Source organism: Eisenibacter elegans DSM 3317 (genome assembly GCF_000430505.1).
Lineage (GTDB): Bacteria > Bacteroidota > Bacteroidia > Cytophagales > Microscillaceae > Eisenibacter > Eisenibacter elegans.
The window spans coordinates 190468-214863 of sequence record NZ_AUMD01000021.1; the positions used below are offsets into that span (position 1 = coordinate 190468).

The window sequence follows — 24396 nt, forward strand, 5'->3', positions numbered from 1 at the left end:
GTCCTCAAAAACCTTCTTAGTGATAGGTTTGCAAACCTATTGCCAAGGGTTTATGCCAAATGTACGGAAGAAGCAGATGTTTTGGTAGAAGAGTGTTGGATTTGTATTGTATTTTTTAGTTATTGTAGGATTATTTACACATCGAGCCCTTCTCTAAATACGAACACTGATGATTACTTATTCAGACAATGATTTGATGCGCATCGAATATGATGCAACCCTCAAGGCTGTGGTGTATGCTTGGAAAAAAGGCAACCACGGGATGACCGAAGAACAATACAAAACAGAAATGCGCCGCGCTCTGGCCGCAGTACAGGAGTACAAAGCGCTGACGGTCATCGCCTATATGGTCGATTCTGAGTTTACGGTCAAGCCCCAACTACAGGACTGGCTCAATACCGAAGTAATGTACCAACTATTCCCCTATGGCTGTCGCTATGTGATAGTGGTCTTGAGCCAAGATTTTATTGCCCGTCTTTCGATAGAACAAGTATTTGAAGAAAAAACCGAAAACCGTGTTGGCAATATGTTTGTAGGAAGTATGGAAGCCGCCCGTGTAGAAGCTGCAAAGTTTCTGCAAGCAGCTTAAAACACTACAAATCAACTCACTAGTGTGCTTATGACGATTATAGAAGAAAGCCAGTATCTACAGATTGTGCATGACTCAAGTATCAAAGCCCTGATATACAGCCTAAAAAAAGGAAACTATGATATGTTTGATGAGGATTACAAAGCCGGTATTTTGCGTGTATTGGCAGCCTCTCAAGTCCATCGCCCGCTAACTGTCATCGCCAACTCTTATGAGTCGGAGTTTACTGTCAGCATAGAGTTGCAAGACTGGCTCAACAACGAAGTGGCTGTCAAAATTCCCCCTACAGGAGCGAAACATATGGTCATTGTGCCGAGCAAGGACTTTATTGTTCGCCTTTCGGTAGAGCAAGCCGTTGACGATTCGGCCAAACCTATTACCATCACGTTTGCTACTTCGCTAGAAGATGCCCGCCGGCAAGCTGCCGATAATCTACAAAAGCACTTATTGCCCTAGAAACAACCGTGTTTTCTGGTGCCCTATATCATATAATCACGATTCTCTCACTACTATCCCCACTATTTCTGCTTATGATTACCTATGCCGACACCGACTATATGCGTATTGAATTTGACAAAAGCCTCAACGCGATGATATACCGATGGAAATCAGGCAATCACGGGATGAGCGATGAGGAATACAAAACCGAAATGCGCCGTTGTATAGAGTGCATCAAGACTTACCGACCTCTGACGGTGATTGCCTATATGGTCGATTCTAACTTCAGCATACACCCAGCGCTACAAGACTGGCTCAATAAGGAAATCATTGCTTCGTTATTTCCCAATGGCTGTAGATATGCAATCTTGGTAGAGAGTGCCGATTTTATTGCCCGGCTCTCATTAGAGCAAGTCTTTGCCGACAAAACCGAGGAGCGCGTCGGCAGTGTATTTGTCAGTACTTTGGAGGAGGCGTATGGGTATGCGCAAAAATTTTTGGGCGAAAGCCAATAGACTAAAATCGTATTTGGGGCGTTAAAGGTAAAAGTTTCATATTAAACTACACACCTTATGAAAAACGCCCTATACACTACCGTCTTTTTGCTGCTTTTTGCCTTCTTGTCTCCTACCTTGATGATGGCTCAGAACGCCAAATATCGTGGAGACGCTTTTTTGTTTGAAGGAGACAGCCAGAACCTGCTGCCCTCGTCAGTGCCCAACCTAAAGTCTTTGTACAAATTTATGCGACGCAACCCCAGTGTACGCATTGAGTTGGCAGGGCATACCAATGGCCGGCACCGTGAATCGTCTTTAGAGCTGGCTTTGGCGCGTGCTGAGGTGGTACGTGCATATTTGATGAACAAAGGCATCAAGTACAACCGCGTAGAAGTAAAAACCTACGGAGGCAAACATCCGCTCTACAAAAAACCCAACAACTCACAGGAGGAGGCGCTCAACCGAAGAGTAGAGGTCAAGATTTTGCAATACTGACACCCACGACACCTTTTTGGTTTTGTCGTTCTTGTGCGTACTTTATCCCCTTGTTCTTGACATATATTTAACCGCAAAGGAGCATCCATATTTTGGGTTTTTTGGAAAATGCCCAGTAGCGTGCAATACTGACTAACTGGTCTCTTATTGCCCCAGCAAAAGCTGTTGGTACTCCTTTAGTTTTTCGCTCAGCGCCTGCTTGGTTTGCTCTAGCTCGGCTATCTTTTCTGAGACAAGTTGGATTTTCTCTTTAAAGACCCTGATTTTTTCAGGCAAAGGAATCTGCCCATCTTTCCACTCCTGTAGCCGCAGTTTGATTTCGCTCAGTGTAAAGCCAAATAGCTTTGCTTGCTTGATTAACAACAGCAGCGCAACAGCTTCCCGGTCGTAGTATCGGTAGTTGTTGCGCGTTTGCCGATTGAGCGGGGGAGGCAACAAGCCGATTTTTTCGTAATACCGGATGGTGTCGGGGGTAAACCCTGTTTTTTGTGCCAATTCACTTATCTTCATAGTCTTGGTCATATCATATCTACAACGAAAATTAGCCAAACCTAGGGATTATTCAAACCTAGGAATTAAATTAGCTCCACCAAACAGACACCAACAGTATTTTAGACACCAAAATGCACGCACGATTTTCTGCATCCCCTCAAAAAACTCCGGTTCGACCGTCTTCGCCCAAGCCTTGGCATCCATTGAACGAAATTTGGTGGATGTTGGCCTTGGCTTGGCTTGTGGTGGTTGGGTATGGGCTGATGCCTACTCCCATCCAAAACGACACGCTGGTTGTCAAACAAGCCAAAAGTAGGGCATTTGTAGGGTTGGACAATAGCGGCCAGACAGCCTTTGTCGTTGAGGTTGCTGGGAAGCACTTAGGCAATGTAGCCGCCGACTGTACACGCACCAAGACTCCCGAAAAACAGGCTGCCAACGAGCGTCCCAAAGTACCCAAAGGGGAAAAGCAACGCATCTTGATGATAGGCGACTCGATGGCAGGGCCGGCTGGCTTGGAATATGGGATGCAACAATATACCCTCTTCAATGGGCATACGCTCATTGTCAAGCACCAGTCTAGTTCTTCGACCCAGCTCTGGAGCCAAGAAAAGCGCGCCAAAGCGCTTATCGAAGCCCACCAGCCTAGCTTTGTGATTATTGCCTTAGGCTCTAACGAGCTTTTTGTCAGAGATTTGGAAGAACGCGCCTATTATATTCACGATATTTTGGAGCAATTGGGCGACACCCCCTATATCTGGGTAGGGCCACCTAACTGGCGACCCGATACAGGAATCAACGAGTTGTTGGCCAAGATGATAGACAAGCAGCGCTTTTTTAGCTCCCAAAGTCTCAAATTGCCCCGACAAGAAGACGGTATCCACCCCAATCTGGAAGGCAGCCGCCTTTGGGCAGACACCCTCACCGAATGGATTATGTACCAAAGTGCCTATCCGTTTACCCTTTATACCCCACAATAAGGCAATGCTAAAATTTGGATAGGCAGTCTTGTCAGCCCAATGGATTAGGCTAAGTTTTCGGTAGCCGCAGTATCTTCGAGTAGTTGGTGTACGATACGGGGCAAGTGTTGGTGTTCGAGGGTGGCAACACGCTCTGCGATGGTCTCAGGAGTGTCTTCGGCGCGGATAGGGCATTTGGCCTGAAAAATAATCTGCCCTTCGTCGTAGTTTTCATTGACATAATGAATCGTCATCCCGGTTTCGGTAGCGCCCGATTCCCAAACAGCCCTGTGGACGTTCATCCCATACATTCCTTTGCCCCCAAAATCAGGCAGTAGTGAAGGGTGTAGGTTGATGATACGGTTTTTGAAGGGTTCGAGCAAGTTTTGAGGCACTAGCCACAGGAAGCCTGCCAAGACAATAAGGTCTATTTCTAGCTCTTCTAGCTCCCGAACCAAAATATCGGATTTGTAGAAAGTATCTCGGTCAAAGACCTGTGTCAGCACACCGTGTTGGCGAGCCTTTTCGAGCACGGGCGCATCGATTTTGTTGGAAAGTACCAAGGCCACCGTAACATCGGGCACTTGGCTGAAATAGGCCATCAGGTTTTGGGCATTACTACCTGTACCGGAGGCGAAAATGGCGATTTTCTTTGGTTTCATAAAAGGCTATCAACGGGGTACTCCCCGAAAAGTATCAGGGGAGGCGCGACTGTGCCGCGCTTCCGGGGGTAGATAAAGGAGCTATAGTTTTTTAATACCGGCGCGTTTGAGCGTAGCTTTGGCAAAATTTTTCAAGGTTTCTTTTACTGTCGTACCCACTTTCTTGACAGCAGTGTCTTCGGGCTTGGCCTTGAAAACAGTATCGTGGTAGGAGGCTGCTCCTTCGCGTAGTTGGGTGTAGAAATACACATAAATCGACTTACGGGTGATGTGCTCGGGGACGGTGATTTTGGAGTAGCCGTGGTAAGAAATCTCACTGGTTTCAAAAATAACGGCTCTATTGAAGATAGGAGCGACTTTTTTCTCACAGCGTGTCATCTTAGCATCCCACATTTCGAGGTCTCCGCCATAGCTTTCGAGCCAGTCTTTGTTCATATAAATGAGCATATTGAGGCGGCGGTGAATGTCTTTTTCAGCGTGGATATTAAAATCGATGTGAATATCCAAAAAGCTACCATTGCTGCCTTGGTGGAGGCCTGTGCCGAGGTGGTCATCTGCAACAAAGACCTCTTCGATGCCCGTTACACGGCTCATCCAAGCGGCCATTTGCTCGCCCATAATCAGCTCGCGGGCTTGGCGGAAAACCTCCGGGAAATCGTCAAAATTAGCCCCTTCAGACTTCCGTTCGTTTAGCCCATTATAGTGTTTTTTGAGCTTTTCGATTGATGGAAACTGGGCGTTGAGCGCCTCGGCAAAGTCTGCGGTCAAGAAATTATCCAAGACCAAGTGGCGGTAGGGTTGCGCTTGGTCAAATTGTTGGCGTAGTCGGGCTGTAGCTTCTACGCTGATATAGTCGGGGTTGATGTGTTGCTCAAACATAGTATAGGGAAGATGAGTTTGAAGTAGACAAAAATATGCAATTTTTCAGCATTTGTGCGTATTTTGTGCCAAGATTCTTGTCAGCTGATTTTTATGTCCCTCAGAGATAAAGCTTATGACCACTAAACCCTCCATATTCCTCTTGGCTGCTACCCTTTTTTGGGTAGGGATGGCGGCCTGTACTCCTAAGATATTGCCCAATGAGCCCAGCCGGCAGCAAGTCAGCGCATCGCGTGCAACGGCCACACAGGGCGGCGGACAAGTAAAAGTCGCCGGTGGGAAGATAGACTGTAAGCACCGTGTGGTAGACAACCAAGGCCACATCAGGGTGATGTTGCAGCTCGAACTAACGCGTTTGGCCAACGACAAGGACGTAAAGCGCCTGATGGAAGAGTTCAACATCAGCTACGGAATTATCTCAGATTATGACGAGCGGCAGTTTGTCCAGACCGGAGTGCTACAAATTACCGAGGCCAATGCCCGAAAAACAGGCCAGTACTTCTATGTGATGGCAGACATTCCCAAGCGTGAAGACCGCAATGAGGCGGTATTGCTGATTGAAATATTCGACAAACTCAGCACACAAAAAGGCTTGTACAACTTGCCGGTGAGGTTTCAGAAACCGGAGTTGGAGGATATTTTTTATTGGGAAGATGCCGACTCAGGAGAGGCGCAGTTCCAGTCGTATTTCCGCACACAAAACCGCCTCAAAATCCGTGCGTTACACAACAACGCCCCCAATGTACTCACGGTTACTTATTATCAACAACCTTTTGGGCCGGCGGCCATTCCGATGGCCACCCAAGTACCGATGGAACGGTTGCCCGCCTTGGCCGACTCTACTTTTTCTATCCGTATTGGGCAACCACTGAGCTTCGCAAAGCCTGGTTTTTATCTAATTGACAACGCCGCCTATACTGGCGTAATCAGTGTCTATATTGCAGAAAATCGGTTTCCAAAATTGGCACAACTCCAAGACCTTGTACAGCCACTGCGCTATATCACCACCGAAGAGGAGTTTCAGCGCCTCCAAGTCTCTGCCGACACCAAGGAAGCCCTTGATTCACTCTGGCTCGAACTGATGGACAATAACTTGGCAAGAGCCAAGGCTACTATCAAGGCTTACTACCAAAGGGTAAAGTTTGCCAATGAATTTTTCACAGATTACAAACCCGGATGGCAAACCGATATGGGGATGATTTTCACTGTATTTGGCAGTCCACAGAAAGTCAAAAAATTTAATGACAAAGAAATTTGGACTTACACACAAGAGAAAACCTTTTCGGAGACTAATTTTACCTTCCAAAAAACCCGGACTGTGTTTGGAAGAGAGGTTTTTGTATTGGTGCGTTATCCCGAATACGAACAAGTATGGTATGAAGCCATAGAGCGCTGGAGAGAAGGAAGGATAGGCTCTTAACGAATGCTTGGCTACCGTTAGCTGGTGCTCAATGCTTTGTGGGGGTGGCTTGAAAAAAGGCTTTTTTGTGTACCTTTGCAAAAAAGCCTTTTTTCTTTGTTTGACACATCTGCGATATGAGCGAAATTTCTAAAACCTACGACCCCAAGGACGTAGAAGCCAAGTGGTATCAGTATTGGATGGAGCATAAGCTTTTCCGCTCCACCCCCGACCCCAACAAAGAGCCGTATACCATCGTCATCCCGCCACCCAACGTAACGGGTGTGCTGCATATGGGGCATATGCTCAACAATACCATTCAGGACGTGCTCATCCGTCGTGCCCGTATGCAGGGTAAAAATGCCTGCTGGGTTCCCGGAACAGACCACGCCTCTATTGCCACAGAGGCCAAGGTCGTCGCGATGTTGAAAGAACAAGGCATTGAGAAAAAAGACATCAGCCGTGAGCAGTTCCTCGAACACGCCTTTGCTTGGAAAGACAAATACGGAGGTATCATCCTAGAGCAGCTCAAAAAATTGGGCGCTTCTTGTGATTGGGATCGCACCCGCTTTACCATGGAAGAGGAACTGTCGAAGGCCGTTATCGATTCTTTTGTACAGCTACACCGCAGAGGGTGGATTTACAAAGGCGTGCGGATGGTCAACTGGGACCCTCAGGGTAAAACAGCCCTCTCCGACGAAGAGGTGATTTTCAAAACCTCTAACACCAAGATGGTGTACTTCAAATACCGGGCAGCGGATAACCCTGATGAGTTTTTAACGGTAGCTACCGTACGCCCCGAAACCATTCCGGGCGATGTGGCCGTGTGCGTAAACCCCAACGACGAGCGCTACCAGTCTTGGATAGGCCGCAAGGTATTGGTACCCTTGCTCGACCGTGAAGTGCCCGTAATTGCGGACGAATACGTAGACCCTGAGTTTGGTACGGGTATTCTCAAAATCACCCCTGCCCACGATGTAAACGACTACAACATCGGCCAAAAATACAACCTACCTGCCATCGATACCATCGCCGACGACGGCACAATGTCCGAAGCCGTAGGCATTGCCAAATACATCGGTCAAGACCGTTTCCGTGTGCGCAAGGCCATCATTCAGGATTTGGAAGAGGCCGGCCTGCTTGTCAAAGTAGAGGACTACAGCAACCAAGTAGGAACATCGGAACGTACCGGCGCGGTGATAGAGCCTAAGCTCTCGATGCAGTGGTGGCTCAAGATGGAAGACATCGCCCGCCCAGCGTTTGAAAATGTGATGAATGATACCATCCGCTTCTTTCCCGAGAAGTTTAAGAATATGTACCGCTCTTGGATGGAAAACCCCAAGGACTGGTGCATCTCTCGACAGCTTTGGTGGGGGCAGCAGATTCCGGCCTACTACGACGACCAAGGCAATATCTTCGTGGCCAATACCAAGGCCGAAGCCTATGCCGAGTACCAAGCCCTCTGCGCACAGGAAGGCCGTACGGCAATGCCTTTTGATGCCTTCCGCCAAGATGAAGACGTGCTCGATACTTGGTTTAGTTCTTGGCTATGGCCTATTTCGGTGTTTGATGGCTTCAAAGATCCCAACAATGCCGATATCCAATACTACTATCCTACGGCTGTATTGGTGACGGGCTTCGATATTATCTTCTTCTGGGTAGCACGGATGATTATGGCCGGCTATGCCTTCAAAGGAGAGCTACCTTTCAAAGATGTGTACTTTACCGGCCTCATTCGAGACAAAATGGGGCGAAAAATGTCTAAATCACTGGGTAACAGCCCTGACGCGCTGCGCTTGATAGACCTGTACAGCGCCGACGGGGTGCGCTTTGGTGTGTTGTTCAGCTCGGCAGCCGGCAATGACTTGCTCTTTGATACGGGTGTACCCAAATCACAAAAGCAGGAAGACATCACGGCTTTTATGGAAGACCCTGAGTCCCACAACTCCAAGCTTTGTGAACAAGGCCGCAACTTTGCCAATAAAATTTGGAACTCTTACCGCTTGCTGAGCGGCTGGGAGGTAGACGAAAGCCTGCCTTTTGCCCACGCCCACAGCGTAGCTTGGTTGGAGGAGCGCCTGCAGCAGGCGCTAGCCGAGATAGACGACCACTTCAGTAAGTACCGTATTTCAGATGCCTTGCAGGCTGTTTACAAACTCTTCTGGGATGACTTCTGCGCTTGGTATCTCGAGATCATCAAGCCGGAGTATGGCCAGCCCATCGACCGTAGCACACTACAACATACCCTCGATTTCTTCGAGCGACTCTTGCAACTGACACACCCGTTTATGCCCTTCATCACCGAAGAGCTGTGGCAGCAAGTGCGCCCTCGTGCCGCCGGAGAGTCTATCTGTATTGCCCCTTACCCCGCTGCCACCCGCCCCGCTGACCAAGCCCGCATTCAGGCAATGGATCAGGCTTTTGAGATTGTGATTGGGGTACGGCAGGTACGCAACCAGAAAGAGATTGCCCCCAAAGTGCCGCTCAAGCTTTTTGCCAAGGCAGATACCTTGCAGAAATATACCGAAGCTGCCTACATCATCCGTAAAATGGCCGTATTGGAAAGCTTTGACACGTGTGAGGCTCAGCCGGAGCAAACCGTCTCCTTCTTGGTCAAAGGAGAAGAGTTTTTTGTACACGTTGGCGATGCCATCGATTTGGACAAAGAGCGTGAAAAGCTGCAAAAAGAGCTGGAATATGCTCAAGGCTTCCGCGACAGCGTCCTCAAAAAACTTGGCAATGAGCGCTTTGTGGCCAATGCCAAACCCGACGTAGTGCAGAAAGAACGCGAAAAGCTGGCCGATGCCGAAGCCAACATCCAAGCCCTGAGCGAAGCCCTGAAGAAATTGGCTTAAGTTACCCCAAGGGCTATTTGAATGGAGAATCTACTGGATTTGATTTTCTTTATTGCTCCAACTAATTTTGGTTGGGCATAAAATAGCTTAGCGCAACAATAAAGCGCTGTATCGACACAGATACAGCGCTTTATCTTTTTTGTAGGAAGCCAATGATGGATTTCGAGGCCCGCAACTATCACTTGGCAGGCTTGAGCGTAGCCAACTTAAAATCAGGTCGATAACGGATATAGATGCCGGCAGCGTGTTCAAAGAGCTGGTTGTTGAAATCATAATAGGGCTCTAGGCGGAAGAGAAAATCTACCCCCCCATTGATATGTACTTCTTTGAGCAGACGCAAGAACAAGAGTTGCCGGTTTTGGGGCGCTTGCTCTGGGCTAAGCTCTGCAAAAGAACTATAGATTGCCCCTCCTTGGGCTGAGGCATAGCCTTCGGCATACCAATAGCTGAGCATAAACTCCCAGTTGCGGCGCGACACTACCGAAGCGTTGGCATAAGCTGCCCATCCGCTGATGGCCTCGTCTTCGGGGGTGTTTTGGATACGAAAAGAGCTGCCACTAAAGCTCAGACCGTAGGCACTGAGACGCATTTGTGAGAGCCAAGCCCCACTGCGTAGCGGGCGGTAGGTATGTTGCCAGCCCAACGCCACATTGGCCGTATTGGTTACAGGATCTTCTTTGTTGGCTTGTATTTGACCTCCATAGTGCAAGACAGTCCCCTGTAAGACCAATTCATTTTGGTGGCGTGGCGCATCAAGCCACCGGTAGTGGGTATGCTGGCCTGCGAAGATAATTTCTTGAAAATCAGAGTCTACATAAATCATTCGCTGCCAGTCTACCCATAGGTCTGTATACCAGCGTCGGCTTCGATGCTGGATTTGCATCCCGTCTTCGAGGCGTAGGTTGAGCAGGTTTTCAAAAGCATAAAGAGGCTCAATGAGCCGGTGTGTCAGGCCACCTTCGAGCATACCCAAGGTGAGCGTTAGGCTGTCGGTCAGCGCAACTTTTACCGAAAATATAGGACTAACCAGCGTTGGATTGTCAGCGCCAAAGTCTTGCCTCAACAACACTCCCCCTTCTAAACGCACCCGCTTGGAGGGGTAATATACCAAGCTGGGCGCTGCCTGCACCCCAAAATAAGTCCTTCCCAAGGTGATGGGATTAAAATATTCGGTGTTGAGTACAAAAGGCAAGGCATCTAACCGGAGATACAACTCACGCGCACGCTCGGCCAACAAGGGTTTCTGGTCAGAGAGCGCTTCATTGCGCAACTGCGCCGCTAAGCCCCAAGGGAGCATCAAAAAGAGGATAAACAAACTACGAAATACAGACGAGGGAAGCATAAAGAGAGGCGTTTGAAAGGTGGAGACCTACAGATAAGACAGACGTAGACTGTAAAGCTATCAAATATAGCCTTCTGAGGCAACCCCACTAAAAAATCTAGGGAGCTTTCCTGCTTTTTGGCAGAATAATGTCTAATTTAATGGCATCAAACAAACCACCCCCCAACGCTATTTCAAACAAGGATTGTATGCACGCAAACTTCAATAAAACCAAAATTGTAGCCACCGTAGGCCCAGCTTCTAATACCAAAGAACGATTGTTGGCCTTGGCTCAGGCCGGAGTAGATGTCTTCAGGCTCAATTTTTCACACGGCACACACGAAGAGCACTTTCAGGTCATTCAACATATACGCGCTATCAATGTTGAATACGGTTATAGTATCTCTATCTTACAAGATTTGCAAGGCCCCAAAATCCGTACGCGTGAAGTCGAAGGTGGGGAAGTAATGCTCGAAAAAGGGCAGACCGTCCGAATCACCACGGCCAACGTTCCTTGCAGCGAAGCCCTTATCAGTACCAACTACACCGCACTACCCAAGGATGTCAGCGAAGGAGACCGTATCCTCATTGATGATGGGAAGATAGAGCTAAAAGTACAAAGCATCGATGGAGAGGAGGTCAAGGCTACCGTAATTTATGGCGGGCCTCTACGTTCCAAAAAAGGTATCAATCTGCCCAACACCTTGGTATCAACCCCCTCACTGACCGAAAAAGACACCGAAGATCTCTACTTTGGGCTAGAACACGAGGTAGACTGGGTTGCTCTTTCGTTTGTGCGCTCTCCAACAGATATTCACTTGCTGCGACACATCATCCGGCAAAGAGGCAAGGATACCCGCATTGTGGCTAAGATAGAAAAGCCACAAGCAATCAACCTTATTGATGAAATCATCGAAGCGACCGACGCACTGATGGTGGCCCGTGGCGACCTAGGGGTAGAAGTAGGAATGGAAGAAGTGCCGATGATTCAGAAAATGATTGTACAAAAAAGCACAGACGCAGCCAAGCCGGTAATTATCGCTACCCAGATGATGGAGAGTATGATTGACAGCCCACGCCCAACCCGCGCCGAGACGAACGACGTAGCCAATGCTGTTCTTGATGGAGCTGATGCCTTGATGCTCAGCGCCGAAACTGCCGTAGGCAAATACCCTGAGTTGGTCATTCAGTCGATGGCCGAAACCATCCGTATCGTAGAAGAAAAGTCGCCTAGGGTCTACAACCGCCCTTATGTATTGGATACAGCCGCCGAAACCTTCTACAACGATAGCGTCATAGCGGCGGCCTGCGTGCTTTCTAAAGACACCAAGGCTCAGGCTATTGTAGGGATGACCACCTCGGGCTACACGGCTTTCCGTATAGCCGCACACCGCCCCAAAGCACATATATTTATTTTCACCTCTAATAAAAAAATAATCCCTGTGCTCAACCTTGTCTGGGGAGTGCGTACTTTCTTCTACGATAGCCTCGTCTCTACTGATGCTACTTTCAACGACCTCAAACAGTTCTTGATGAAGGAGGGCTATCTGGCGCACGGCGACGTATTTATCAACACCGCCAGTATGCCTATTGCAGAGAAGCGACGTACCAATGCCATTAAACTTTCGATAGCACGCTAGTGTCGAATTAAAGCAAGTCTCTTCCGTAACTTTGGAATTCCAAGTTCGGAAGAGCTAGGTGTTTTGCTTTGGGGCAACCCTTGTCGTTGATGTGCATGTAACAACCAAGAGCTAAGCGATACTACTGCTTTGTGCTTTTGTGTGCGCTATAGGGCGACAACAAAGCCCCAACCCAACACAAAACCCCAAAATGTCCCAAGGGCTGGCAAAAAATAATACGAAATACGGCCAATTTGCGTAATTTGCATAACGGTAAAAATTAGAACAAACAGAAACATACCTTGGGGCTATATGAGCTACTTCCTAATACTTGGGAGGGGTGATAGCGCTGTGTTTGAATATTTTAAATCATACAAATCAAATACTGCCAAACACAGAGCATCTCAAAACTTTAGCTATATTGCATATAAAACCAAGCCTCTACAAGACATACAATCGCAAATGTAATACAAATTGCTATGGATACTCAGGTAATATTGTTAGTAGATGATGACCCCATCAATAATATGATTATTCAGCGGATGTTTGCCCGGCAATCAGACCGTATCCGAATGCAGATATTCGAACAAGGGCAAGATGGCCTGAGCTACCTCAAATCAGGACGCAACCCGGCCCTTATCTTGCTCGATATCAATATGAATGACATCAACGCGTGGGAGTTTTTAGAACAAATGCAAGCCGACAAGATAGATATCCCCGTGATGATTTTGACCTCTTCTATTGGACAAAAGGATATGAAGCGTGCCAAAGGCTACAACCAAGTAATTGACTACCTGATCAAGCCACTGGATGACCAACAAGTGAAGAAAATATTGGATAACCTGCCCTGATTTTTTAAACACTATGAAAAGCCTGCCTATTTTTTTTCCATTTATCTTGATACCAATCCTTGGACTTGTTGCCTGCAATACCCGCGAAGAGCGACTCAACCAAGAGAAAGAAGCATTGCTACAAAAATATATACAACAGGCCCGTGCCAACCAAGAGATGGACTCTTTGATGGTCTTGCTTAACGAGACGCTCGACTCCGTCAATCTTGAGCAATATGAACTCAATACCTTGATTAAACGTGAAAAAGGGGCACGCAAACGGAGTGATATCCTCTCCAAAATCGAAGGGCTACAGCGCTATGTGCGCGCCAGCAATGACCGCATCGAAGTGTTGGAGCAACTGCTGGCCAACCAAGAAGCAACGAATGGCGCACAGGTCGCCGGCCTGAGAGGCATTATCAATCAACTCAAAACAGACCTACAGGCCAAGGAGTTGGAAATCATTGCCTTACAAAAGCAAGTCAATCAGCTGACAGATGAGGTAATCTCTCTCAAAGACCAACTCGCCCTTCAGGAATCGCTGCGTGAGCAGAACGCCAAAGTCATTGCCACACAAGCCGAAAAAATAGCCCAAAAAGATATACGCCTGCAAGAAGAGCGCATCCGCACATTACAAGCACAAGTGGACAAGCTCATTGCCCAAGGTTTGGCCGAAGAGGAATTGGCGCAAAAAACCAAGCTTGCTGCCCGAAAGAAAAACGAACACCTAATGAGCGCCTATGATTTTTATCAAAAAGCCTATGCACTAGTAGCAGAAGAAGAAGCCCTGGCGCAAAAACGCCGCGAACTAGAGGCGCGCCTCTCCAGTGTGAAAGCCAAACTCCCCAGTCGACACAAAGAGCAACTCTAACAACCCAACCACTAAAACCGCCAAAGCCAAGCTCCTTGGCTGCGGACATCGTGCCATTGTAAGCCCAGCTCAGCGGCATCTTGTTTGAGTTTTTGAGTGGTTTTGGTATAGTTACTGGCATCTACTACATACTGTGCTTGGCGAGGAAGCTTGTCTGCCAAAGGCTTCAAACTTCGCACGGCATTGTTTTGTAAAATAAATACCGACACTCCGGCTTCGCCACAAAGTTCCCAAAAAGCAGGGCTAACCGCCCCCGACACAAGGGCAATGCGCTGCCCTTGCCAAAAAACCAACTCAAAGGCCAGACTGCCCGGCCTGATTTTTTGCCGCTCAAAATGACAAACCTGCAAGCCTAAGGCCGTATGATGGCCACCAAGCGCAAACTGATAGTCAGCAGACTGCACAGCAGATAATTTGTTGGGCAGCAATACTTGGGCTTTTTGGCCTTGTAAAAGCTGTAAGTGGGGATTTTTGGGCAAATAATATACAGTCATCAACCGCTGTGAGCGGAGCTGGTATTGGTAATATATGCGGCTGCTGCTCCAAGCTGTTACCATTCCTACACACAACCACACGTAGACAAAACGTCGTTGAGCCAACAGTAATAAGACACCCAAGAGCATCCCATACAAAAAACACAATTCCCAGCCGTTGAGATATATGCCCTGAGTACTGGCGTATGGCAAGCTAGTAAGCCAACGCACCAAGATTCCCATCCAGACAATGGTCTGACTCAACAGCCAACCCAACCACACGGCTAGGTAAGGGAATGGGGAGAGCAACAACAACAGGATTCCGCCCCCTAAAATAAATGGTACGACAGGCAAGACCATTAGATTGGATAGTAGAAAATAGTTTGGAAACTGATGAAAATAGTACAGGCCTAGCGGAAAAGTTGCTAATTGTGCTGATATCGAAACAGCCGACAACTGCCACGCTTTGTCTAAGTATGGGTTAGGGATTGAGAATATGCCATAAATCTTTGGATATAGGTAAATTATTCCAATAACAGCCAGATAAGAAAGCTGAAACCCTAGAGAAAACAATAGCATTGGATTGTACAAAAGTAAGATAAAGGCCGAAGCTGCGATAATGTTGTAAATATTGGTTTGTCGGGTGAGGGCTTGCCCTAATAAAATCAGTGAGAACATCGTGGCTGCCCGTAGTACCGATGCTGAAGCCCCGGTTAGGAAAGCATAGCCCCACAAAACCATAATCACTAAGAGACTATATACCCAAACTCCATAACGCCACCGCCGCAAAGGCTTTAGCATCAAGGAGACTAGGCCTGCTACCAACCCCAAATGCAGCCCCGAAACAGCCAATATGTGCATCAGTCCGGCTTGGGCATATGTTTGAGAGGTTTCAGTGTCGAGGTTTGTCTTGACACCCAACACCAAGGCAGAGGCTATGCCTAAAGCTTCAGCTTCGGGTAGATAAGTGTGAAGCTGTATTTGGCAGTAGTGGCGTATTTGTAGCGAAGCTTGTTGCCACCAAGGCAGGGTCTGGCGGGCTATTATGCCGATATGTTGTGGCTGCACATATTGTTGGCAGTAGATTCCCTTGTGCCATAAGTAAGCCTGATAGTCAAAACTATGGGGATTTTTAGCTTCATCAATGGGACTATATATGCCCTTGATTATCAGCTCGTCGCCTACTAGCGGAGCACTACTTGGCTCGGGGAGGCTGTCAGTATAAGCGATTCGAAGCAGAATTTTGCCATGGCAACGATGCCATCCATCGGGGTAGCGCAACGCCCTTACCTCTGCGATTGTTTGCCAGTAGCTTGATTTAGCCTGTACCTCGTCGGTGATTCGAACCACATAAGCCCTCAAGCTATCTGTTGGTTGGTGGACAAAATGTGAGGGATGATTGCGGGCTACTGTCTGATAACAGCGTACAGCGCCGACACCCATAAAAACCGAAAGCCCCAACAGCCCAAGCCATAGTTGAGCTTGATGGCGCTTGTGCGAAGGAACATACCAAGGGCTCAAGCCATAGATAAAGCTAGCAACAATCACCCATACAATAAATATATTTTGGGGTGTAGGAAAGAAGTATTGCCATAAAATACCCAAAACCAGAGCAGCCAGTAGCCGTACATAGCTATAAGGAAGCCATTGCATAGTATATTTCTAAGAATAATGGTTTGATAGTAGATGCTGTTGGTAGCTAATATATTAAAAAACAAACCATAATACAATATAAAGTAGTGTTTATGTGTTTTTTATACTGAATTAGACAATAAAACCCTATCAATGTTTGAAAAAAGATTGGAGCCCCGAGCTACTTTTCCAAAAATGTCCAGTGGCGTGTCCTCAAATCTTGTCAATCTTGGTATAATACATACATCACTACTTTACCCTCCTTGGAAATGGGCAAGATATTTATTGAACAGGCCCTAAATACTTTGGGAAAAAATGGCTGATTGAGGTGCTTTTTGCTGCAATCGCGCATCAAATACCGCACAAATGTTTCTTACAAACCCTCGACCTAAGGGCGTTATTTTCAGGGACTGAGCCTCTAGGTGCAGCAGCCCATCGGATTCCAAAGCTTGGAGCTGTGGCAGCAAATCATAAAGTACGGCGGTTTGGTCTTGGGGCAAAGCCCAAGAGGTTTCAAATCGGCACATCAGCCTCAAGATATGTCTGCGCAATACGAGGTCTTCATTGGTGAGTTGGTGGCCGTGGGTAATGGGCAGGCGGCGTTGTTTGAGTAGTTGGCGATACTCATCTACTGTTTTGGCATTTTGGGCAAAACCCATCCAAGCATCCCCAATAGAAGACACGCCTAGGCCGATGAGTAGTTGGGTATGGCGTACAGTATAGCCCATAAAGTTGCGATGTAATTGTTTTTGGTTAGCCGCAATAGCCAGTTCATCACTAGGAAGCGCAAAATGATCCATCCCTATCTCGACATAGCCACTCTCTAAGAGCAGTTGTTTGCCAAGGGTATAGAGTTGATGCTTCATCTCGGGCTTGGGCAACATTGACTCAAAAGACTTTTGCGCCGGTTTGCGCCAAGGGATATGCGCATAACTATAGAAGGCAATTCGATCGGGGCGGTCTTGTAACACTTGCTGGATAGTCTGGCTTACAGAAGTTTCTGTTTGCATAGGAAGCCCGTAAATAAGGTCATAGTTGACTGAATCAAACCCCGTAAGGCGTGCTTTTTGGCTTAGAGCCGCCACTTCGTCCCTAGTTTGGATACGATTGATGGCACATTGAACCTTGGTGTCAAAATCTTGTACCCCAATACTGATACGTCTGAACCCCAGCGCATAGAGCGTGTCAAGGTGGGCTTGGGTTGTATTGTGGGGGTGAGCTTCGAAGCTCAGCACGGCATCTTCGGCCAAGACGCTATGCTTCAAAATCCCTTCAATGAGACGCTGAAGGTTTGCGGGATTAAAAAAAGTAGGAGTTCCGCCACCAAGATGCAACTCACGGATGATGGGCTGAGCATCGAAACATTCATTGTAAAGCGCCCATTCACTGAGTAGGTCTTGGATATAAGGGATTTCGACGTGGTGATTGACAGTAATACGGGTATTGCAACCACAGTAAGTACAGAGGCTTTCGCAGAAAGGGAGATGGATGTAAAGCGCAATCCCTTTGCGGGCATTGCTTTGTGCAAAAGCATCGGCCACCATATCCTGCCATTGATAGGCACTTGGCGCATTATCCCAATAAGGAACAGTAGGGTAGCTGGTATAACGCGGTACGGGTTTGTTGTATTTGCGCAAAAGGGAAGTGCTGATAGTCATCTCTAAATAGCGTTAGGGTTACATCAATAAGCCAAAGCTAGTGATGTTAGCGCGCTGATGCTATGACATTTGTCAGTCTGTTGTTTTTATGCCAAGATTCACAAGAGTTGATGTATCACCTCCCCAACAAAATAGCCCCTGACAGCAGAAAGCGCCGTCAGGGGTATGGGTATTGTTTTTATGCCAAGATTCACAAGAGCTAATCCCTAGTTTATTTGGGAGGCATACCCAATAGCAATCAGTTTGGGAAACGGATGTGCTTACTTGTACTAAGAACTATCAGGTCTAGCCCAAGAAGGGGTAGCGGTAGTCTACCGGTGGGGCAAAGGTCTCTTTGATGGTGCGTGCCGACACCCAGCGGAGGAGGTTCATCATCGCGCCGGCTTTGTCGTTGGTACCGGAGGCACGAGCCCCGCCAAAAGGCTGCTGACCTACTACGGCTCCCGTAGGCTTGTCGTTGATGTAGAAGTTTCCGGCAGCATTGCTCAAAGCCTTGGTAGCCAACTCAATCGCGTAGCGGTCTTGAGAGAAGATAGCGCCTGTGAGGGCGTAGGGAGAAGTTTGGTCTACGAGCTTGAGTGTATCCTCAAAGTTCTCTTCGTGGTAGACATAGATGGTGAGCACAGGGCCGAAAATCTCCTCGCACATCGTCTCAGAAAGCGGGTCGATAGACTGTAGCACGGTAGGGGCAATGAAGTAGCCCTTGCTCTTGTCGTAAGTACCTCCAGCCACGACGGTTACGCCGTCGGTTTGCTTGGCGCGTTCGATGTAGCCCACGATTTTGTCGAAGGCTCGCTCATCGATAACGGCATTGATGAAGTTGCCAAAGTCTTCCGTACCGCCCATTTTGATGGAGGCTAGGTCGGTAAGCATATAGCCCTTCACCTCTTCCCAAAGATTCGAGGGGATGTAGGCACGAGAGGCTGCCGAACATTTTTGCCCCTGAAACTCAAAAGCACCACGCACCAGTGCAGTGGCTAGAGCTTTGGCATCGGCAGATTTGTGTGCCAACACAAAGTCTTTGCCACCCGTTTCGCCCACAATGCGGGGATAAGTCTTGTAGTGGTCGATATTTTGGCCAATGGTTTTCCAGAGGTGTTTGAATACCGCCGTGCTACCTGTAAAGTGCAGGCCTGCAAAGTCGGGGTGTTTGAAGACTACCTCTCCGGCCACGGGGCCATCTACATACACCAAGTTGATGACCCCGTCGGGCACACCGGCCTCTTGAAAGACCTCCATCAGTACTTGAGCAGAATATATTTGAGTGTAGGCAGGTTTCCACACCACAGTATTGCCCATCATTGCTGGAGCGGCGGGGAGGTTACCCGCAATGGCCGTAAAGTTGAAGGGCGTAATGGCAAACACAAAACCTTCGAGCGGGCGGTACTCCATACGGTTCCAGATACCGGGTGCAGACTGCGGTTGGTCGGCATAAATTTGGGCCATATACTGCACATTGAAGCGCAAGAAATCGATGATTTCGCAGGCAGAATCAATCTCGGCCTGAAACGCATTTTTCGACTGCCCCAGCATCGTAGCCGCATTGAGGCGTGCGCGGTACTTGCCCGCAATCAGGTCGGCAGCTTTGAGAAAAATAGAGGCACGGTGTTCCCAGCTCATTGCAGCCCAAGCCTCCTTAGCGCCCAAGGCCGCATTGATGGCCTGCTCTACGTGGCCGGCATCGCCTTCGGTAAAATACCCCAATACGTGCTGATGGTCGTGGGGAGGAGTAAGATTGATTTTTTTATCTGTAAAAATGCGCTCACTGCCGATATACATCGGGATAGCCATTTGTTGGCCGCGCATCTCTTTCAGGGTGTTGGCCAAGCGCTCACGCTCCGGCGTACCGGGCGCATAGCTCAGGATAGGCTCGTTGATGGGCGTAGGGGTGTTAAAAAATCCGTAGCTCATATTTTTGTTGTTTTGAGGTGTATGATGCATTGATGGGGCGCACTTTCAGTTAGCTAACAGGAAAGCACGGATATACAAAGGTGCAATATCTTGAGCAACTCTCCAAGCGCTCTTTGTGTGTGCCTTATGCTCTTTGTGGGTAAATGTATGTCGAAGATGGGTAATCTCCCCAAAAAATAAAGACACACAGAAATAGGTGCGCTATACTCCGACCAAAATTGGTTTGGGAAATGTGTGGCGCTAAAAATCCTTGAGAATCAAAAAAAATCAACTCCTGTAAACCCTCAAATCAAATGAATCTTGGCATAATTTGTAACAATTGTTACGGAGTTGTTGTCCGCTAATCGGTATCTTTGCTTAAAGACCAACAACCGAAAATGATTGATACAATAGACCTAAAGCTTTTTCAAGAGCAATTTAGCCAATTAGACCAAGAGGTCATCACACATCTGACCGAACACGGCCAAATACGCCAGTGGGAAGAGGGCGAGGTGATGATGCGTACAGGGCAATATATCAAGCAGACAATGCTCATCCTCGACGGGCGTGTCAAACTCTATCGGGAGAGCGAAGATGGTAGCGAGTTTTTTATTTATTACCTTGAGCCGGGGCAGGCTTGTGCCCTGAGTATGATTTGCTCGGCCAACAGCGAGCCTAGTCAAATCACGGCCAAGGCCGTATCACCTACCCGCACCTTGGTTGTGCCCGTAATGCAAACAGAAGTGTTGTTTGGCAACAACCGCTCTTGGTACAATTTTGTGCTCAAAAACTACCGCAGCCGTTTTGATGAGATGCTCCAAGTACTGGATAGTGTTGCATTTAGAGGGATGGACGAGCGGCTAGAGTTTTACCTCAAACGGCATTTTGATGCAGAAGGGGATATTCTCAACACCACCCACCAAGAGATTGCTGCCGACCTCAGTACCTCGCGAGAGGTGATTTCGCGCCTGCTCAAGAAAATGGAAAAAGAGGGTTATATCGCCTTACAACGCAACCAAATTATCAATAAAAAGCTATAAAACCGGCCTACAGGTGTCTTGTAGGCAGGTTTTTGCTAGCTTCGCAGTACTTAGTGCTTGTTTAAATTTTCAGCAGGGCAGGCAAAACAACTGGTTTTTGTGCTGATACTAGGCAAAAAACGCAGGCATTACATATAGCCCACGATTTTAATCGTGGGAGGGCTACGGCGAGCGTTTTTATACCAAGATTCACAAGATTTGGGGATTTGTAGAATTTGATTTCTTGATTATCAAGGATTTTTAGTGCAAAGATTTCCCAAACTAATTGTGGTTGAGTATAAACAAGTGCTTAGATTACGAGAGTGGGCTGCTTGTTTTCGTCGAGGGCTACAAAGGTGAACGTGCCTTGGATGGCGTGCTCTCGGCCTTCTTGATACATTTCCTCTTTGAAGATAGAGACTTCCACCTCCAGACTGGTGCGCCCCACACGCACCACACGGCCTATCAGCTCGATGATGGTATCTGCGGGGATAGATTTTTTGAAGTCAATCTTGCTAGAAGAAACCGTAACAACCCGCTTGCGGCTGAATCGTGTGGCGGTAATAAAGGCTACCTCATCCATCATTTCCATCGCCGTACCTCCGAAGAGGGTGTCGTAATGGTTGGTGGTGTTAGGGAATACTACTTTGAATACGCGGCTTTCTGAAGCGGCTATTCGGGAGGCAATGGCAGTGCTCATTTGTTGGTATTGTTTGTGGAGTAATTGTAAGCAGGTGGCGCAGAGGCAGTCCGAATATTGGGAGGCGATATACTGCTGTGCTTCGTAGCTCAGGGGCTGGTCGAAGCAGTGGCAGAGCGTAACGCTACCTACCTTACACTCAAAAGTGCTGCCACAGCGGGCGCAAGGTTTGTGTTCGTGACTGGGCATAGGCCTGCTTGTTTGGTGAAAAAAAGTTTGGGTTGGAGCGCTCAGTACAGGGTTACCCTTAGGGCTAGGGTGGCTAAAACGGTTTGGGCAAGTCCTGTTTTGCTTGGAAGGCTCTTTGCGTCATATATTGGCTCTTCCGTGATTTTGGTGCTAAAGTTCTCGAAAACCTCCTTAGCGATAGGTTTGCAAACTTATTCCTTCATCTCCTATGGTGGCTAAAATGGTTTGCTCAAACGCTGTTTGACACCAAAATCAGGCCTCGTGCTGACAGGGTGAAGCCTCTGACACAAGCGGGCGCACGCGGCTTAGCGATAGGCGAGCAGTACCCCACAGCACGAAGTGCGAGGAGTACAGCCGCCTAGCGCGACCCGAAGGGTAAGCCCCAGAATAAAACAAGAAAAGTGCCTTAAAAATCCTTGATAATCAGGCAAATCTTGGCATATTCCGGGAGCTTATGATGCCACGGAAGCGGCTGTCTTTTCGCGCAGCGCCTTGGCTACGGCAATCATCCGTATGAGGGCTTCCTTGGTTTCGGGCCAACGACGGGTTTTGAGGCCACAGTCGGGGTTGACCCACAGGTTGCGGGCGGGGACAAACTTAAGCGCTTTGAGCAAGAGCGCCTCCATCTCGTCGGTGCTGGGAATGCGAGGGGAGTGGATGTCATACACGCCGGGGCCTATTTCGTTGGGGTACTTGAAGTCCACAAAGGCATCCAAGAGCTCCATATCTGAGCGGGAGGTTTCGATGGTAATCACGTCGGCATCCATCGCAGCGATGGCCTCAATGATATCATTGAACTCAGAGTAGCACATATGGGTATGGATTTGGGTTTGGTCGGACACTCCGCTGTTAGACAGTCGGAAAGCTTTCACGGCCCAGTCCAAGTAGGCGGGGCGGTCTTTTTGGCGCAGTGGCAATCCTTCGCGGAAGGCTGGCTCATCAATCTGAATCACACCGATACCGGCGACTTCGAGGGCTTTTACCTCATCATTGATGGCACAAGCGATTTGGAAGGCTGTTTGGTGGCGGGGCTGGTCATCACGCACAAAAGACCACTGCAAGATGGTTACCGGCCCTGTGAGCATCCCTTTTACGGGCAGTTGGGTTTGGGCTTGGGCAAAGCTACTCCATCGGACGGACAGGTCGCGGCTGCGCCATACATCACCATAAATGATGGGCGGCTTCACACAGCGGCTGCCATAGCTCTGTACCCAACCATATTGGGTAAAGGCAAAGCCTTCGAGTAGTTCGCCAAAGTATTCGACCATATCGTTGCGCTCAAATTCGCCGTGTACGAGCACGTCCATCCCGACCTCTTCTTGCCAAGTGATAGATTCGCGGATGGCTTCTTCCATTGCCGCTTCATATTCGGCAGCACTGATTGCGCCTTTTTTGAAGTTGGCACGCAAGGCACGTATTTCTGGGGTTTGTGGGAAAGAGCCGATGGTCGTAGTAGGGAAGAGCGGTAGCTTGAGCGCTTTGTGTTGGGCTGATTGGCGTTGGTCGAAAGCCGACTGTCGGCGGAAGTGGTCGGCCTTGAGGGCTTCGAGACGCTTTTTCACCTCCGGATTATGGATGCGGGTAGAGCGGCGGCGGGCTTCGTGTGCCTGCTGGTTAAGCTCTAGGCGGGCGAGGGCTCGGCGACTTGGCTCGGCAGTGCTGGCCAGTTCGGCCAAGGTGCTGACCTCTTCGAGCTTTTGCTGTGCAAAGGCAAGCCATTGTTGTAGTTCTTGGTCGAGCTTGGTCTCTAGCGACAAGTCGATGGGGCTATGCAGCAGCGAGCAAGAGGGAGCCACCCATACGCGTGCTTCTCCGACTTTGGCCACAGCCTTGCGCAAGAAGGTGAGGCTATGGGCAAAATCATTGCGCCAAACGTTGCGACCGTCTACCACACCAAGCGACAGGATGCGTTGGTCGCCTAGGGCGGGGTGTTCGAGCAGGTCGTCGAGCTGTGAAGGGCAGCGTACCAAATCGAGGTGTAAGGCCTCTACGGGCAGGCTCAACACGGTGTCGAGCGCTTCGCCAAAGCAGTCGAAATAGTTGGCCAACAAAAACTTCAGACCGGGGACACTTTTGCGGAGGTAGTTGTAGGCTTGTACCAAGGCGATTTGCGCCTCCGGCGATATGTCGGTGGCGAGGATAGGCTCATCGAGCTGTACCCAAGTTACGCCTTGGTCGGCAATGCGCTGTAACAATTGAGCATAGACGGGCAACAGGCGCGGGAGCAGGTCGAGGGTATTGAAGTCAGTGTTTTTGGCCTTACCCAACAACAAAAACGAGATAGGCCCTAGCAGCACGGGCTTGGCCTTGATGCCTGCTTGTAAGGCTTCGGCGAGCTCGTCGAGTACCTTGGGGCGGAATAGCTGGAACTGTTGCTCACGGTGAAACTCAGGGACGATGTAGTGGTAGTTGGTGTCAAACCACTTGGTCATCTCCATCGCACGTAGGTCTAGGCCGTCGCGCTGATGGCCACGGGCCATCGCAAAATAGAGGTCAAGAGGTTGCGCACCGCCAACAAGGGGTTGGTAGCGCTCGGGGATAGCGCCAAAGGTTAGGAGGGTGTCGAGTACGTGGTCGTAGAGCGAGAAGTCATTGACCGGAACAAGCTCAATACCGGCTTCCGATTGGGCTTTCCAATGGCGCAGGCGCAGCTCGTATGCAGTCTGTTGCAGCTCTTGGGCGCTAGCATTGCCGGCCCAATAGTTTTCGCTGGCTTTTTTGAGTTCGCGGTGGCTACCAATTCGCGGATAGCCGAGGTTATGCGTTTGCATAGGACTTTTAACTTTTTGTGAAACAATGAAGTCAAAAGCTCTTCAAGCGAAACTTCGCCACGCACACAGGCGATACACCGTAAAAAACAATGAGGGAGTTGGGTCAAAAAAATAAGTATGCTACACACACGCAGAGACCTCGGTCGAATGCTGCCGAA

General features: G+C 48.7%; 21 protein-coding genes and 1 pseudogene. 12 read left to right on the top strand and 10 right to left on the bottom strand.

Going from position 1 to position 24396, the window contains the following annotated elements; translation table 11 throughout:
- The first annotated feature begins 169 nt into the window (after positions 1-169).
- The 4 genes from G499_RS0109640 to G499_RS21110 all read left to right on the top strand — a co-directional run bounded on the left by G499_RS0109640 (position 170) and on the right by G499_RS21110 (position 2019).
- Entirely contained in the window at positions 170-589 is a 420-nt protein-coding gene (locus G499_RS0109640) for a hypothetical protein (RefSeq protein WP_026999771.1), read from the top strand.
- Between the two features lie 30 nt (positions 590-619).
- Positions 620-1045 carry a hypothetical protein gene (locus tag G499_RS0109645; RefSeq protein WP_026999772.1) on the top strand — a complete coding sequence of 142 codons (426 nt, stop codon included), beginning with the start codon at positions 620-622 and terminating at the stop codon, positions 1043-1045.
- A 74-nt stretch (positions 1046-1119) separates the two neighbouring features.
- Positions 1120-1542: a hypothetical protein gene (locus tag G499_RS0109650; protein WP_026999773.1), complete on the top strand. Its 423-nt coding sequence runs from the start codon at positions 1120-1122 to the stop codon at positions 1540-1542.
- A 57-nt stretch (positions 1543-1599) separates the two neighbouring features.
- Positions 1600-2019, top strand: coding sequence for an OmpA family protein (locus G499_RS21110; RefSeq protein ID WP_026999774.1), 420 nt, complete (start codon positions 1600-1602; stop codon positions 2017-2019).
- Positions 2020-2163: 144 nt separating this feature from the next.
- Here G499_RS21110 and G499_RS0109660 read toward each other — a convergent pair whose 3' ends face one another.
- The gene (locus G499_RS0109660) at positions 2164-2529 is read right to left on the bottom strand and encodes a MerR family transcriptional regulator (RefSeq protein ID WP_026999775.1); all 366 of its coding nucleotides are present in this window, start codon (positions 2527-2529) and stop codon (positions 2164-2166) included.
- Between the two features lie 113 nt (positions 2530-2642).
- Here G499_RS0109660 and G499_RS21115 point away from each other — a divergent pair, with 113 nt between their 5' ends.
- The gene (locus G499_RS21115; protein ID WP_154658393.1) at positions 2643-3491 is read left to right on the top strand and encodes an SGNH/GDSL hydrolase family protein; all 849 of its coding nucleotides are present in this window, start codon (positions 2643-2645) and stop codon (positions 3489-3491) included.
- Between the two features lie 44 nt (positions 3492-3535).
- On the opposite strand, the gene purN is transcribed toward G499_RS21115, so the two are convergent.
- Complete coding sequence (gene purN, locus G499_RS0109675; RefSeq protein ID WP_026999776.1) at positions 3536-4132, bottom strand: phosphoribosylglycinamide formyltransferase; 597 nt, start codon at positions 4130-4132, stop codon at positions 3536-3538.
- A gap of 81 nt (positions 4133-4213) precedes the next feature.
- Positions 4214-5011: a 2OG-Fe(II) oxygenase gene (locus tag G499_RS19455; protein WP_051296131.1), complete on the bottom strand. Its 798-nt coding sequence runs from the start codon at positions 5009-5011 to the stop codon at positions 4214-4216.
- A 115-nt stretch (positions 5012-5126) separates the two neighbouring features.
- On the opposite strand from G499_RS19455, the gene G499_RS21120 reads away from it, so the two are divergent.
- Together G499_RS21120 and G499_RS0109690 are read left to right on the top strand one after the other, a co-directional pair.
- Positions 5127-6431 carry a GWxTD domain-containing protein gene (locus G499_RS21120; RefSeq protein WP_051296132.1) on the top strand — a complete coding sequence of 435 codons (1305 nt, stop codon included), beginning with the start codon at positions 5127-5129 and terminating at the stop codon, positions 6429-6431.
- Positions 6432-6547: 116 nt separating this feature from the next.
- Entirely contained in the window at positions 6548-9265 is a 2718-nt protein-coding gene (locus G499_RS0109690; protein WP_035727106.1) for a valine--tRNA ligase, read from the top strand.
- Positions 9266-9443: 178 nt separating this feature from the next.
- Here G499_RS0109690 and G499_RS0109695 read toward each other — a convergent pair whose 3' ends face one another.
- A complete protein-coding gene (locus G499_RS0109695) occupies positions 9444-10607 on the bottom strand; it encodes a hypothetical protein (protein WP_026999778.1) in 1164 nt (387 codons plus the stop codon).
- Positions 10608-10795: 188 nt separating this feature from the next.
- Between G499_RS0109695 and pyk the strand changes: the two genes are divergently transcribed.
- From pyk to G499_RS0109715, 3 genes are all read left to right on the top strand, one after another.
- Positions 10796-12226 (top strand): pyruvate kinase, encoded by a 1431-nt coding sequence (pyk, locus tag G499_RS0109700; RefSeq protein ID WP_026999779.1) that lies wholly within the window; start codon positions 10796-10798, stop codon positions 12224-12226.
- Between the two features lie 458 nt (positions 12227-12684).
- The gene (locus tag G499_RS0109710; RefSeq protein ID WP_026999780.1) at positions 12685-13056 is read left to right on the top strand and encodes a response regulator; all 372 of its coding nucleotides are present in this window, start codon (positions 12685-12687) and stop codon (positions 13054-13056) included.
- A gap of 13 nt (positions 13057-13069) precedes the next feature.
- Positions 13070-13906 carry a coiled-coil domain-containing protein gene (locus G499_RS0109715; protein WP_026999781.1) on the top strand — a complete coding sequence of 279 codons (837 nt, stop codon included), beginning with the start codon at positions 13070-13072 and terminating at the stop codon, positions 13904-13906.
- An 11-nt stretch (positions 13907-13917) separates the two neighbouring features.
- On the opposite strand, the gene G499_RS21125 is transcribed toward G499_RS0109715, so the two are convergent.
- Together G499_RS21125 and hemN are read right to left on the bottom strand one after the other, a co-directional pair.
- Positions 13918-16032 carry a ComEC/Rec2 family competence protein gene (locus tag G499_RS21125; RefSeq protein ID WP_026999782.1) on the bottom strand — a complete coding sequence of 705 codons (2115 nt, stop codon included), beginning with the start codon at positions 16030-16032 and terminating at the stop codon, positions 13918-13920.
- Positions 16033-16307: 275 nt separating this feature from the next.
- Complete coding sequence (gene hemN / locus G499_RS0109725; RefSeq protein WP_035727109.1) at positions 16308-17669, bottom strand: oxygen-independent coproporphyrinogen III oxidase; 1362 nt, start codon at positions 17667-17669, stop codon at positions 16308-16310.
- A gap of 62 nt (positions 17670-17731) precedes the next feature.
- On the opposite strand from hemN, the gene G499_RS22015 reads away from it, so the two are divergent.
- Positions 17732-17872, top strand: a complete 141-nt coding sequence (locus G499_RS22015) for a hypothetical protein (protein WP_161627729.1) — start codon at positions 17732-17734, stop codon at positions 17870-17872.
- 82 nt (positions 17873-17954) lie between these two features.
- On the opposite strand, the gene pruA is transcribed toward G499_RS22015, so the two are convergent.
- Positions 17955-19580 carry an L-glutamate gamma-semialdehyde dehydrogenase gene (pruA, locus tag G499_RS0109735; RefSeq protein ID WP_026999784.1) on the bottom strand — a complete coding sequence of 542 codons (1626 nt, stop codon included), beginning with the start codon at positions 19578-19580 and terminating at the stop codon, positions 17955-17957.
- Between the two features lie 377 nt (positions 19581-19957).
- Here pruA and G499_RS0109740 point away from each other — a divergent pair, with 377 nt between their 5' ends.
- A complete protein-coding gene (locus tag G499_RS0109740) occupies positions 19958-20599 on the top strand; it encodes a Crp/Fnr family transcriptional regulator (RefSeq protein WP_026999785.1) in 642 nt (213 codons plus the stop codon).
- A 289-nt stretch (positions 20600-20888) separates the two neighbouring features.
- Here G499_RS0109740 and G499_RS0109745 read toward each other — a convergent pair whose 3' ends face one another.
- The 3 genes and pseudogenes from G499_RS0109745 to metE all read right to left on the bottom strand — a co-directional run bounded on the left by G499_RS0109745 (position 20889) and on the right by metE (position 24238).
- Complete coding sequence (locus tag G499_RS0109745; protein WP_026999786.1) at positions 20889-21278, bottom strand: acyl-CoA thioesterase; 390 nt, start codon at positions 21276-21278, stop codon at positions 20889-20891.
- A gap of 36 nt (positions 21279-21314) precedes the next feature.
- A pseudogene (locus G499_RS22320) lies at positions 21315-21467 on the bottom strand (cysteine-rich CWC family protein); the annotation flags it as partial.
- Between the two features lie 452 nt (positions 21468-21919).
- Entirely contained in the window at positions 21920-24238 is a 2319-nt protein-coding gene (metE, locus tag G499_RS0109755) for a 5-methyltetrahydropteroyltriglutamate--homocysteine S-methyltransferase (protein WP_026999788.1), read from the bottom strand.
- Between the last annotated feature and the right edge of the window lie 158 nt (positions 24239-24396).